Origin of the sequence: Burkholderia sp. BCC0506, from assembly GCF_902833145.1 — a bacterium.
In the GTDB taxonomy this organism is placed as follows: Bacteria; Pseudomonadota; Gammaproteobacteria; order Burkholderiales; family Burkholderiaceae; genus Burkholderia.
Genome location: NZ_CADFEN010000022.1, coordinates 25,911 through 39,661, shown reverse-complemented (window position 1 = coordinate 39,661; position 13,751 = coordinate 25,911). Strand labels below are relative to the sequence as shown.

Below are 13,751 nucleotides of genomic sequence, written 5' to 3'. Positions count from 1 at the left end.
CGACGCGGGCTATTGCTGGCTCAGCGTGAGCGACAGCAAGCGCGCGGTGATGTCGACGATCGGTATCACGCGGTTGTACGCCATGCGGGTCGGGCCGATCACGCCGAGCGTGCCGACGATCTTGCCGTTCACCTCGTATGGTGCGGTCACGACGCTCATTTCCTCGATCGGCACGAGCGTCGATTCGCCGCCGATGAAGATCTGCACGCCCTGGGCGTGGCTCGATACGTCGAGCAGTTGCAGGAGGCCCGTCTTTTGGTCGAATACGTCGAACAGCTTGCGCAGCCGCGCCATGTCGGACGAGAGATCCGCCACTTCGAGCAGGTTGCGCTCGCCGGAAATCAGCACGGTGTCCTCGGTGTCGGGCACCTCGGTGCTGGCCGTCACGGCCGCGTGCATCAGCGTCGTCATGTCGCCGCGCAGCTGGTCGATCTCGTCGCGCAGGCGGCGGCGCACCTCGTCGAACGACAGGCCGGCGAAATGCGCATTGATGTAGTTGGACGCCTCGGTGAGCTGCGACGGCGAATAGTCGCGCGGCGTCGCGAGCATGCGGTTCTGCACGTCGCCCTCGGGCGTGACGATGATCAGCAGGATCCGCTTGTCGGACAGCCGCATGAACTCGATCTGCTTGAACACGTGGCTGCGGCGCGGCGTCAGCACGACGCCCGCGAACTGCGACAGGTTCGACAGCACGCTCGCGGCGGCCGCGACCACCCGCTGCTGCGGCTCGCCGGCCTGCAGCGTGTTCTGTACCTGGCGCGCGACGGCCTCGGCGTCGATCGGCGCCTCGACCGTCAGCATCGTATCGACGAACAGCCGGTAGCCGCGCGGCGTCGGCACGCGGCCGGCCGACGTGTGCGGGCTCGACACGAGGCCGAGCTCCTCCAGGTCGGACATCACGTTGCGGATCGTCGCCGGGCTCAACTCGAGCCCGGAGTAACGGGACAACGTGCGCGATCCGACCGGCTGACCGTCGGCGATATACCGTTCGATCAGGGTTTTCAGGAGGGTTCGTGCGCGAGGATCTAGCATGGTGGAAAATTTTAGCGCAACCGTGCGAGCACGGCGAGTGGCGTCCGCCACCGTTGCACGGGCCGGCCCGATCCGGCCCCGTCGGCGCACAGCCGGTTCTTTTCGTCAACGAGCTATGGTGTAATGCCGGCATGAAAACCGGTAATCAGTTCAATACTGTCGCGCTCGTCGGCCGGAGCAACACGCCCGGCATCGCCGAGCCGCTCGCCACGCTGGCGGACAGCATCGCCACGCTCGGCTTCGAGGTCGTGTTCGAAGGCGATACCGCGCGGGAAATCGGCATCGCCGGCTACCCGGCGCTCACCCCGGCCGAAATCGGGGCGCGAGCGGACGTGGCGATCGTGCTCGGCGGCGACGGCACGATGCTCGGCATCGGCCGCCAGCTTGCGCCGTACCGGACACCGCTGATCGGGATCAACCACGGGCGGCTCGGCTTCATCACCGACATCGCGGCATCCGACATGCAGGCGCTCGTGCCCGTGATGCTGGCCGGCAAGTTCGAGCGCGAGGAGCGCTCGCTGCTGGAGGCGCGGATCGTGCGCGACGGCGAACCGATCTACCACGCGCTCGCGTTCAACGACGTCGTCGTGAACCGCAGCGGCTTCTCCGGGATGGTCGAGCTGCGCGCGTCGGTCGACGGCCGCTACATGTACAACCAGCGCTCGGACGGCCTGATCGTCGCGACGCCCACCGGCTCGACCGCCTATGCGCTGTCGTCGGCCGGCCCGATCCTCCATCCGCAGCTGGCGGGCATCGTGCTCGTGCCGATCGCGCCGCACGCACTGTCGAACCGGCCGATCGTGCTGCCCGACGATTCGAAGATCGCGATCCAGATCGTCGGCGGCCGCGACGTCAACGTGAACTTCGACATGCAGTCGTTCACGTCGCTCGAACTGAACGATACGATCGAGGTGCGCCGCTCGAAGCACACGGTGCCGTTCCTGCACCCGATCGGCTACAGCTACTACACGACGCTGCGCAAGAAGCTGCACTGGAACGAACACGCATCGAACGAAGACGACAAGGCGTCCTGACACCGCTGCCCCCGACACCATGCTCCGCCACCTCTCGATCCGCGACTTCGTCATCGTCGCCGCGCTCGATCTCGAATTCGACAGCGGCTTTTCCGTCTTTTCCGGCGAAACCGGCGCCGGCAAATCGATCCTGATCGACGCGCTCGCGCTCGCGCTCGGCGAGCGCGCCGACGCGAGCGTCGTGCGCACCGGCTGCGGCCGCGCCGACATCACGGCCGAATTCACGCCGCACGACCGCGTCGCGCGCTGGCTCGACGAACATGCGTTCGACGCCGAGGACACCGTGATGCTGCGCCGCGTGATCGACGCGAACGGCCGCTCGCGCGCCTTCATCAACGGCACCAGCGCGACGCTCGCGCAACTGCGCGAGCTCGGCGAGATGCTCGTCGACATCCACGGCCAGCATGCGCACCAGCTGCTGATGCGGCCCGACGCGCAGCGCGAGCTGTTCGACACGCACGCGGGGCTCGTCGCCGACGCCGCGAACGTCGCGCGCGCGTGGCGCGTGTGGCGCGACGCGACGCAGGCGATCGACGCCGCGAAGGCGCACGAGCGCGAGTTGCAGCTCGAACGCGAAAAGCTCGCGTGGCAGCTCGCCGAACTCGACAAGCTCGCGCCGCAACCCGGCGAATGGGACGAAATCGGCAGCGAGCACAAGCGGCTGTCGCATTCGGCGAACCTGATCGCCGGCGTGCAGGGCGCGCTCAACGCGCTGTCCGAGGCCGACGATGCGATGCTGCCGCAGTTGGGCGCGATCGTGTCCAAGCTGCGCAGCCTGGCCGATTACGACGCCGGGCTCGGCGACGCGCTCGCGTCGCTGGAGCCGGCCGAGATCCAGTTGCAGGAAGCCGTCTATTCGCTGTCGCACTACGCGCAGCGCCTCGATCTCGACCCCGCGCGACTCGCGCAGGTCGAGGCGCGTCTCGACGCGCTGCATTCGACCGCCCGCAAGTTCCGGCTGCCGCCCGACACGCTGCACGAGGAACACGCGGCGCGGCGCGCCCAGCTCGCCGCGCTCGACGCGGCGGCCGACCTCGGCGCGCTCGAAGCCGCGCAGGCGAAGGCATGGGACGCGTATCTCGCCGACGCGAAACACCTGTCGAAGGCGCGTGCGCAGGCCGCCAAGGCGCTCGGCACGGCCGTCACGGCCGGCATGCAGGAACTGTCGATGGCGGGCGGGAGCTTCGAAGTCGCGCTCGTGCCGCTCGCCGACGGCGGCCCGCACGGGCTCGAGCAGGTCGAATTCCGCGTGGCCGGGCACCCGGGCGTGCCGCTGCGGCCGCTCGCGAAAGTCGCGTCGGGCGGCGAACTCGCCCGGATCAGTCTCGCGCTCGCGGTGATCGCGAGCGCCGCGAGCCCGACGCCGACGCTGATCTTCGACGAAGTCGACACGGGGATCGGCGGCGGCGTCGCCGAAGTGGTCGGCCGCCTGCTGCACCAGCTCGGGCGCGAACGCCAGGTGCTGTGCGTGACGCACCTGCCGCAGGTCGCCGCGCGCGGCGACCATCATTTCCAGGTGGCGAAGGGGGCCGACGAGCGCGGCGGCACCGTGTCGTCGGTCGTCGCGCTCGACAAGGCGAGCCGCGTCGAGGAAGTCGCGCGGATGCTCGGCGGGCTCGAAATCACCGCCACCACACGCAAGCACGCGAAGGAAATGCTGGCGGCCTGACGCCGGCACCGCATTGACCGCACGTTGGCCGAATGCAAGAAGACCGGCGCATGCGCCGGTCTTTTTTGTTACGGACGCACGGCCGCTCGCTCGCACCCGCCCCGCGCCGCCGGATCGTACGGCCGGATTCGAACGGGCGACTCAAACGCCCGTTTCGACCGCGCCGAACACGCGCTCCCACAGCGCCGTCACGGCCGCCCGCTCGTCGGCGACCACCGCGGGGTCCACACGCGCCTTCTCCATCCCGTCGAGCCGCAGCTTGTGCTGCAGCTTCCGGTACTGGCGGTAGGCCGCGCCGACGCGCTCGGCCTCGTCCGCGCCCATCAGCCCGAAGCGCGCGACCTCGCGCAAGAGCGCGATGTTGCCGGTATTGCGGATCAGCTCGGCGTCGCTCGACGCATGCAGCAGCACCCAGTACTGGACGATGAACTCGATGTCGACCATCCCGCCGCGATCGTGCTTCAGGTCGAACAGCGCGGTCTGGTTCGGGTGGCCGGCGAACACCTTGCCGCGCATGTCGACGATCTCCTTCGCGAGTACCGCCGCGTCGCGCGGCGTCGTCAGCACCTGCCGGCGGATCGCCTCGAACGCCGCGCCGATCTGCGCGTCGCCCGCGCTGTAGCGGGCGCGCGTCAGCGCCTGGTGTTCCCACACCCACGCGGTGTTCGCGGCGTCGCCCTCGCGCAGCTGATAGCGGCGGAACGCGTCGAGATCGGTGACGAGCAGCCCGGCCTCGCCGTTCGGCCGCAGCCGCAGGTCGATGTCGAACAGCGCGCCCGCACCGGTCGCCGTCGTGAGCCACGTGATCAGGCGCCGCGTGAAGGTCGTGTAGACGTCCGCCGAACGCTCGTCCGGGTCGTCGTACAGGAAGATCAGGTCGAGATCCGACGCATAGCCGAGCTCCTTGCCGCCCAGCTTGCCGTACGCGATCACCGCGAATTTCGGCACGTCGCGATGGCGCTTCGCGAGCTGCGACCAGACGACTTCGATCGTCACGTCGAGCACCGCATCGGCGAGCTCCGACAGCCGGTCGCTGACATGCTCGACCGACAGTTGGCCGGCCAGATCGATCAGCAGGATCCGGAACACCTCCGCGTGCTGCGCATGGCGCAGCAGGTCCATCTGCTGTTCGGGGCCGTCGGCCGCCGCGAGCCGCGCGCGCAGCGCATCCTTGAACGCAGGCCAGTCGAACGGGCTCGCGATCGCCTCGTCGTCGAGCAGCTCGTCGAGCAGCTGCGGGTGGCGGATCAGGTAGCCGCCGCCCCAGCGCGTCGCGCCGAGCACCGACAGCACGCGGTCGAGCGCGGCCGGATATTCGGTCAGCAGCGCGAGATAGACGCCGCGCCGGCTCACCGTCTCCAGCAGGTCGAACAGGCGCACGATCGTGTCGTCGCGGCGCGCGGCGTCGATCGTCGGCGCGGCGTCGAGCGCGCGCTGCGCGACACTGTCGAAGCGCTGCCGGCTCTTTTCCGGCAGCCCGGTGTAGCGCGACGATTGCCAGATCGCGCGCAGCCGCGCGAGCACGGCGGCCGGATCGGCGAAGCCCAGGCCGTCGAGGCGCGCGACCAGCGCATCGTCCTCGCCGTCGTCGGCCAGCGCGCCGCTCCAGATCCACGCGGCCGCCGTGTCGTCGCCCGCCGTGCAAGGGCCGCCGCCCTTCACCTTGTCCGCGAAGATCTGGTCGAACTGCGCCTCGACGAAGTTCCGGTGCTCGTCCAGCACCGCCATCAGCGCCGCGTAGTCGGCAAACCCGAGCGACGCGGCCAGCGCCGCGCGGTCATCGGGCTCGACCGGCATCGCGTGGGTCTGCGCGTCGTTGCGGTACTGCAGCCGGTGCTCGAGCGTGCGCAGGAAATGGTAGGCAGCGGTCAGGCGCGCGCACACGTCGTCGCCGATCAGCCCGCGCGCCTGCGCATGCCGCAGCACCGCGAGCGTCGGCCGTACGCGAAACTCCGCATCCTGGCCGCCGCGGATCAACTGGAACACCTGCGCGCTGAACTCGATCTCGCGGATCCCGCCGCGCCCGAGCTTGATGTCGTCGGCCTTGTCGGGCCGCATCGACGCGCGCCGCGCGGCTTCGTGCCGGATCTGCTGGTGCAGCGAACGAATCGCGCCGATCACGCCGAAATCGAGATAGCGACGGTAGACGAACGGCTTGACGATCGACTCCAGCTGCGCCGCGAGCCGCTGCGCCGCGTCGCTGTCGCCTTCCGACACGAGCCGCCCCTTGATCCACGCATAGCGCTCCCACTCGCGCCCCTGCACGTAGAAATATTCCTCGAGCATCCCGATGCTGCAGACGAGCGGCCCCGAATCGCCGTTCGGGCGCAGCCGCATGTCGACGCGAAACACGTAGCCGTCGGCGGTGACCTCGGACAGCACGCCGATCAGGCGCCGGCCGAGCCGCGTGAAGTATTCCTGCGTGGACAGCGGCGAACGCGTGCCGCCGGTGGTCTCGCCGTCGTCCTCGTAGACGAAGATCAGGTCGATGTCCGACGACACGTTCAGCTCGCGGCCGCCGAGCTTGCCCATCCCGACCACGCCGAGCACGACGCGCTGGCCGTCGGCGCCGCGCGGCTCGCCGTACAGCGCCTCGAGTTCGGCCGACAGCAGCGCGAGCGAGCGCTGCACGGCCACCTCGGCGAGGTCGGTCATCGCGCCCGTGACCTCGGCGACGTCCGCCAGCCCGCGCAGGTCGCGCTCCGCGACCGCGCCGAACGCCTCGGTGCGCAATTGCCGCAGCGCGCGCTTCAGTTGCTCCTCGCTCGGCGCGGCCGCGCCGGCCGGCGTCGCGAGCAGCTCGGTGAGGCGCGCATCGAGCTGCGCGCGGCCGAGCGGCGCGGCCGCCCACGCGGCGACCTGCTCAGCCAGCGCGGGCCGCGCGGCTGCCGCGCGGGCAAGATATCGGGAATAGGACGTGCTGATCAGGGCGGAAGCGTCGGTCATCGAGAAGCGGGCCTGGCGGAAAGGCTGGCCGGCAGCGGGCCGGCACGTGCGCGCACCCCCGCGGCCGACCGGCCTCATGGACTCGGCGCGGCGTCGCCGGACGCCCGTGCGCCCGTCGCGACGCCGCGCGCCGGAAAGCCCGTGCCGTACAGCCGCGACGGCCGCCGGCACGGACCCGTGTGATACATTTCAACGTCAGTCTGCAAAACTACCATATCGCCGCCCGTCCGCCGCATGTCCGACCGTCAGGAATCCGCCGTAGCTGCGCCCGAAGCGGGACCTCCGAAGCACGATCATCCGGTCCTGCGTCGCGTGTTCAGGGTGACGCTGGCAGTCGGGATCGGCACCTACTTCGTCGCGTCCGGCGCCCTCCTCGGGCTGCGCTACGTGCTGCTGCCCCGCATCGACGAATTCCGCCCGCGCATCGAGCGCACCGTGTCCGACAAGCTCCATGCGCAGCTTTCGATCGGCAAGCTTTCCCCGAACTGGTCCGGCATGCAGCCGGGCGTCGAGCTCACGAACCTGACGATCCGCGGCCGTGACGGCAAGGTCGCGCTGTCGGTGCCGCATGCGACGGCCGCGCTGTCGTGGATGTCGCTGCTGCGGCTATCGCCCGCGCTGTCGAGCCTGATCGTCGACCAGCCCGACCTCGTCGTCGCGCGGGCGGCCGACGGCTCGCTGAGCGTCGCGGGCGTCGGCGTCGCCACCACCCACGGCGGCAACGACACGTTCGGCACCTGGCTGCTGAAGCAGGAGGCGATCGTGCTGCGCGGCGGCACGCTGCGCTGGCGCGACGCGCAGCACGATGCGCCGGAGCTCGTGCTGTCGGGCATCCGGCTCGCGGTGCTCAACGACGGCCGCGTGCACAAGGCCGCGCTGCAGGCGCCCGCGAACGGCACGCTGCTGCTCGGCCCGCTCGATTTCCGCACGCACTTCCGGCACAAGCCGCTCGCGCCGATCGGCAAGCCGGCGAACTGGACCGGCGACGCGTACCTGTCGACCGGCCCCGTCGACCTGCAGACGCTCACGCGCTATCTCGACGTGCCGCTCACGATCCACGCGGGCCGGATCGACAACGCGATCTGGGCGACCTTCGGCGACGGCCACCTGCGCTCGGCGGGCGGCGACCTGCAAGGCGCCGACGTCGCGCTGCGCGTGCGCCCGACGCAGCCGCGGCTCGACGTGCCGACGGTCGGCTTCGGCTGGGACATGGTGCTCGACGCGGGCCACGACTACACGCTGCACCTGACGCGCTTCAACGCGGAGCTCGGCCAGCCGCCGCTGCCGGACGGCACGCCGCTCGCCCGCTCGCTCGCGCTGTCGACGCTGACGGCCCGCTACCGCGTGCCGACCGCGAACCAGGGGCAACTGCTGAGCGTCGTCGGCGACCGCGTCGACCTCGGCATCCTCAGCGAATTCATCCGCGGGCTGCCGCTGCCGGCGCGGCTGCGCAACGAACTGGTCAAGCTCGACCCGCGCGGGATGGTGTCGAACTATCACATCGAGGTCGAGCGCGCGAAGCCCGCGCACGCCGATCTCGCCGACGAGGAGCGGCGCATGGGCGCCGCGCCGATCGTCCGCTACCGCTTCCTCGGCGATCTGCAAGGCATCAGCTTCGCCGCGCAGGAGCCGCCGCCCGGGCTCTCGCCGCGCGGCCACCCGCGCGCCGGCTGGCCGGGCGTCGAGAACCTGTGGGGCCGCGTCGATGCGACCGAGACGGGCGGCGCCGCGCATATCGACACCGTGAACGCGGCCGTCACCGTGCCCGGCGAATTCGACGAGCCGCGCCTGACGTTCGACCGGCTGCGCGGCAACGCCAGATGGACGATCACGCCCGCGCCCGGCGACAAGCATGCGCGCGTCGACGTGTCGCTGCCCGACCTGCTCGTGTCGAACCCCGATGCCGAAATCGCGGTGTCGGGCTCGTACACGAACCCCGGCCACGGCCGCGGCTCGCTCGACCTGCGCGCCGATTTCGCGCGCGCGTCGGTCGCGCGCATTCCGCGCTACCTGCCGACCGGGATGTCCGAGCACCTGCGCGACTATCTGGGCCACGCGCTGCAGGACGGCAAGGTGACCAAGGGCGCGTCGATCGTCGCGCGCGGCCCGCTCGAGAAATTCCCGTTCGAGCACGAGCCGGACGCCGGCGTGTTCCACATCGTCGCGCCGTTCACCGGCGGGCGCTTCGAGCCGACGCCGTACCCGCCGCGCAAGCTCGCGAACGGCACGCCGAGCGTCTGGCCGGCGCTCGACGGGATCGACGGCGTGTTCGAGCTCGCGCAGAACAAGCTGCGCTTCGACATCGAGCGCGGGCACTACAAGCGCGTCGCGGTGACGAAGGTCGCGGGCCGCATCGACGATCTCGGCAATCCGTCGCACTCGCCGCTGATCATCGACGGCCATGCGCAGGGCCCGCTCGCCGACCTGATCGACTACGCGGACAACAGCTCGCTCGGCACGATGAGCCACCACATCGGCGAGCGGATCGATGCGCAGGGCCCCGCGTCGCTCGCGCTCAAGATCACGATTCCGCAGCACGTCGCCCATCCGCACACCCACGTCGAAGGCACGCTCGCATTCGGCGGCAACACGCTGTCGACGAGCGGCGTGCCGCCGCTGTCGGCCCTGCGCGGCAGCGTCCGCTTCACCGAGGCCGGCGCGTCGCTGCACGCGCTGTCGGGGCGCTTCCTCGGCGGCCCGGTGCGCGCGAACGGCACCTTCCAGTCGCACGGCCCGTACGCGGTGGACGTCGACGGCCGGCTCGCGCTCGACGCGGCGCGCGGCCTGAACCTGCACGGCACGGCCGCCGCGCTGCTCGAGCACGTGGTCGGCGACGCGCCGTACACGGTCGCGGTGCGCGGCGCGCCGGGCCACCTGCCCGACGTCAGCGCGCAATCCGACCTGACGGGCGTCGCGCTGAACTTCCCGGCGCCGTTCGCGAAAGCGGCCGGCACGCCGATGCCGTTCCGCTTCACGCTGCAGCCGGCGCCGCAGGCGGACGGCAAGCGCCTCGAACACGCCGACCTGACGCTCGGCCCGGTGGCCGCGACCTACCTGCTCGACGCGACGCCCGGCCAGCCGCTGCGCGCGGTGCGCGGCGCGATGGGCATCCACCGGATGCCCGACATGCCGCAGGACGGCGTGAGCGCGGCCGTCGACGTCGCCGAGCTGGACGCCGACGCGTGGCTCGCCCTCGCCCGCACGCTGCAGCCCGACACGCCGCGCGCGCCCGCGCCGCCGGCCGCGCCGCGCGTCGATTTCGCGAGCTTCGCGCCGAAGCGCTTCGCGTTCCATTTCGGCACGCTGAAGCTGCTCAAGCGCAACTGGGAGAACGTGATCGTCGGCGCATCGCACGTCGACGATCTCTGGCAGGCGAACATCGCGTCGAACCAGGTGTCGGGCTACCTGTCGTGGGCGCCGGGCGGCGGTCACAACGGCGCGGGCGTGCTGAATGCACGGCTCGCGAAACTCGTCGTGCCGCAGAGTGCGCAGCACGATCTCGTCGGCCGCGCGATGAACCTGCCGACGCCGACCGACCGCCCGATGCCGTCGATCGACCTGATCGTCGACCAGGTCGTCGCGCGCGATCACGACATCGGCCGGCTCGTCGTCAACGCGCGCAACATCGACGAAGACGGCACGCCCGTGTGGCAGTTGGACAAGCTGGAGCTGTCGAACCCGGCCGCGAAGCTGACGGCGACCGGCAACTGGCGCACGTCGCGCCGCGCGCTCGCCCGCGGCGCCGACGAAAGCGACGCGCCGCGCCGCACCGTGTTCGACTTCAAGCTCGACATCGACAACGCGGGCGCGCTGCTCGATCGCGTCGGCCTGCCGCGCACGCTCGCGGACGGGCACGGCTCGGTCACGGGCAAGGTCGGCTGGCGCGGCGGCCCGACCGCGCTCGACTTCCCGTCGCTCGGCGGCCAGGTCGCGCTCGACCTCGAGCACGGCAAGATCCTGAAGGTCGACCCGGGCGCGGCGAAACTGCTCGGCGTGCTGAGCCTGCAGAGCCTCGCGCGCTTCCTGACGCTGAACTTCCGCGACGTGGTCGGCAAGGGGTTGCCGTTCGACAAGATCACCGGGACCGGCCGGATTTCGAACGGGATCGCGCGCACCGACGACTTCTCGATGATGACGGGCCCCGCGAACGTCACCGTGCGCGGCGCGGTCGATCTCGGCGCCGAGACGCAGGACCTGCATGCGCACGTCGCGCCGAAAATCAGCGCGGGCGCGGCCGCGATCGGCGCGGCCATCATCAACCCGCTGCTCGGCGTCGGCGTGCTGGCGGCGAACTACGCGCTGTCCGAGACGCTGTCGCACGCGTTCGCGCTCGACTACGCGATCACCGGCTCGTGGGCGCACCCGCACATCAAGCGGGTGCGGGGCGATCAGGGTAAGATGGATCACGGTCCGGCCGATGCATCGAGCCATTGAGCGCGCATCGAACCGTGCAAGGCGCCGGGCCGCACCCCATTTATGACGCAACCGATTCCGCGATGACCGACCACGCCCGATCCGCCACGCCCTTCCAGGTCGCCGCGCTGCAGATGGTGAGCACGCCGGACGTCACCCGCAATCTCGCCGAAGCGCGCCGCCTGATCGCGGAGGCCGCCGGCGAAGGCGCGCAGCTCGTGCTGCTGCCCGAGTATTTCTGCTTCATGGGCCACCGCGACACCGACAAGCTCGCGCTCGCCGAACCGTACCGGGACGGCCCGATCCAGCAGTGCCTCGCCGACGCCGCGCGCCGCCACGGCATCTGGGTGATCGGCGGCACGCTGCCGCTGAAGGCGCCGGAACCCGATCGCGTGCTGAACACGACGCTCGTGTTCGATCCGTCCGGCCAAGAGGCCGCCCGCTACGACAAGATCCACCTGTTCAACTTCGAGAAAGGCGACGAATCGTTCGACGAGGCGCGCACGATCCGCGCGGGCGACACGGTCGTCGCGTTCGACGCGCCGTTCGGGCGGGTCGGCCTGTCGGTCTGTTACGATCTGCGCTTTCCGGAGCTGTATCGCCGCATGGGCGACTGCGCGCTGATGGTCGTGCCGTCGGCGTTTACGTATACGACGGGCCGCGCGCACTGGGACATGCTGCTGCGCGCGCGGGCCGTCGAGAACCAGTGCTACGTGCTCGCGGCCGCGCAGGGCGGCAAGCACGAGAACGGCCGGCGCACGTGGGGCCACAGCATGCTGATCGACCCGTGGGGCGACATCGTCGCGGTGCGCGACGAGGGCGCGAGCGTCGTGCTCGGCACGATCGATCCGCAACGCATCGCCGACGTACGCCAGAGCCTGCCCGCGTGGCGGCACCGCGTGCTGACCTGAATCCGCCCCGAACCGCTTGAAACGCCGCGCGGCCCACCCATCTGCGCGGCAGCACCCGACAACCTTTTGAGAACCCCCGATATCCGCATGAACATCATCGAACCCGGCATCCGCAACCTCGCGCTGGCGAAGGACATCCTGCTCACGCCGTACGGCCTCGACGAAAGCCTGCTCACGCGCACGATCGCCGACATCTTCACGCATCGCGTCGACTACGCGGACCTGTACTTCCAGGCGACCCGCAGCGAAGCGTGGAGCCTCGAGGAAGGCATCGTCAAATCGGGCAGCTTCAGCATCGACCAGGGCGTCGGCGTGCGCGCGGTCGCGGGCGACCGCACCGCGTTCGCGTACTCGGACGACCTGTCGCCCGAAGCGATCGCGCAAGCCGCCGCCGCGACCAAGGCGATCGCGGCGGCCGGCGGCGGCCGCCAGAAGATCAAGGCAGCCACGTCGCTGACGGGCATCTCGGGCCGCGACCTGTACCTGCCGTCCGATCCGCTCGCGTCGCTCGACGCGACGGCCAAGGTCAAGCTGCTCGAACGCATCGAGCAGATGGCGCGCGGGCGCGACCCGCGCGTCACGCAGGTGATGGCGGGCCTCGCCGGCGAATACGACGTCGTGCTGGTCGCGCGCAGCGACGGTGCGCTCGCGGCCGACATCCGCCCGCTCGTGCGCGTGTCGGTCACGGTGATCGCCGAGCAGAACGGCCGCCGCGAGATCGGCTCGGGCGGCGGCGGCGGCCGCTTCGACTACGGCTACTTCACCGACGAAGTGCTGGCGCGCTATGTCGACGACGCCGTGCACGCGGCGCTCGTCAACCTCGACGCGCGCCCCGCGCCGGCCGGCGCGATGACGGTCGTGCTCGGGCCGGGCTGGCCGGGCGTGCTGCTGCACGAGGCGATCGGCCACGGCCTCGAAGGCGACTTCAACCGCAAGGGCTCGTCCGCGTTCGCGGGCCGGATCGGCGAGCAGGTCGCCGCGAAGGGCGTGACCGTCGTCGACGACGGCACGCTGCCGAACCGCCGCGGCTCGCTGAACATCGACGACGAAGGCAACCCGACGCAGTGCACGACGCTGATCGAGGACGGCATCCTGAAGGGCTACATCCAGGACACGCTGAACGCGCGCCTGATGAAGATGCCGGTCACGGGCAACGCGCGGCGCGAGTCGTACGCGGCGCTGCCGATGCCGCGCATGACGAACACGTACATGCTGAACGGCGACAAGGATCCGCAGGAAATCATCGCATCGGTGAAGAACGGCCTGTACGCGGTGAACTTCGGCGGCGGCCAGGTCGACATCACGAACGGCAAGTTCGTGTTCTCGGCGTCCGAGGCCTACATGATCGAGAACGGCAAGGTCACCTACCCGGTGAAGGGCGCGACGCTGATCGGCAGCGGCCCGGAATCGCTGAAGTACGTGAGCATGATCGGCAACGACATGTCGCTCGACACGGGCGTCGGCGTATGCGGCAAAGAGGGCCAGAGCGTGCCGGTCGGCGTCGGCCAGCCGACCCTGCGGATCGACAAGATGACGGTCGGCGGTACGGCATAACCGCATCGCAGCGCAGACAATCCGCGCATTTCGACTAAAACGCGCGGATTGTCCGCATTTTTGACCGCCCCCGGTTGCCAGCCGTGCGGGGACGCGGTATAAATTCCGAATCAACTTTTTTGACGAGCCGAATTTCCGTCATGTCCGCCAAGTTTTACTTTTACTTTTTTTGGTATCTCAGACCGCTGGCGG

7 protein-coding genes are annotated in these 13,751 nt (G+C 70.4%); 5 read left to right on the top strand and 2 right to left on the bottom strand.

The window, feature by feature from the left end; genetic code table 11:
• Positions 1-9 precede the first annotated feature (9 nt).
• Positions 10-1,032, bottom strand: a complete 1,023-nt coding sequence (hrcA, locus tag HWX62_RS32070) for a heat-inducible transcriptional repressor HrcA (protein WP_059451324.1) — start codon at positions 1,030-1,032, stop codon at positions 10-12.
• 131 nt (positions 1,033-1,163) lie between these two features.
• On the opposite strand from hrcA, the gene HWX62_RS32065 reads away from it, so the two are divergent.
• Positions 1,164-2,066: an NAD kinase gene (locus HWX62_RS32065; RefSeq protein ID WP_006492558.1), complete on the top strand. Its 903-nt coding sequence runs from the start codon at positions 1,164-1,166 to the stop codon at positions 2,064-2,066.
• A 19-nt stretch (positions 2,067-2,085) separates the two neighbouring features.
• Complete coding sequence (gene recN / locus HWX62_RS32060) at positions 2,086-3,735, top strand: DNA repair protein RecN (RefSeq protein ID WP_175933009.1); 1,650 nt, start codon at positions 2,086-2,088, stop codon at positions 3,733-3,735.
• A 141-nt stretch (positions 3,736-3,876) separates the two neighbouring features.
• On the opposite strand, the gene glnE is transcribed toward recN, so the two are convergent.
• A complete protein-coding gene (glnE, locus tag HWX62_RS32055) occupies positions 3,877-6,681 on the bottom strand; it encodes a bifunctional [glutamate--ammonia ligase]-adenylyl-L-tyrosine phosphorylase/[glutamate--ammonia-ligase] adenylyltransferase (RefSeq protein ID WP_175933010.1) in 2,805 nt (934 codons plus the stop codon).
• Positions 6,682-6,915: 234 nt separating this feature from the next.
• Here glnE and HWX62_RS32050 point away from each other — a divergent pair, with 234 nt between their 5' ends.
• The 3 genes from HWX62_RS32050 to tldD all read left to right on the top strand — a co-directional run bounded on the left by HWX62_RS32050 (position 6,916) and on the right by tldD (position 13,559).
• Positions 6,916-11,115, top strand: a complete 4,200-nt coding sequence (locus HWX62_RS32050) for an AsmA-like C-terminal region-containing protein (protein ID WP_175933011.1) — start codon at positions 6,916-6,918, stop codon at positions 11,113-11,115.
• Between the two features lie 62 nt (positions 11,116-11,177).
• Positions 11,178-12,005 (top strand): carbon-nitrogen hydrolase family protein, encoded by an 828-nt coding sequence (locus HWX62_RS32045; RefSeq protein ID WP_175933012.1) that lies wholly within the window; start codon positions 11,178-11,180, stop codon positions 12,003-12,005.
• A gap of 87 nt (positions 12,006-12,092) precedes the next feature.
• Positions 12,093-13,559 (top strand): metalloprotease TldD, encoded by a 1,467-nt coding sequence (gene tldD / locus HWX62_RS32040; RefSeq protein ID WP_175933013.1) that lies wholly within the window; start codon positions 12,093-12,095, stop codon positions 13,557-13,559.
• The last annotated feature ends 192 nt before the right edge of the window (positions 13,560-13,751 follow it).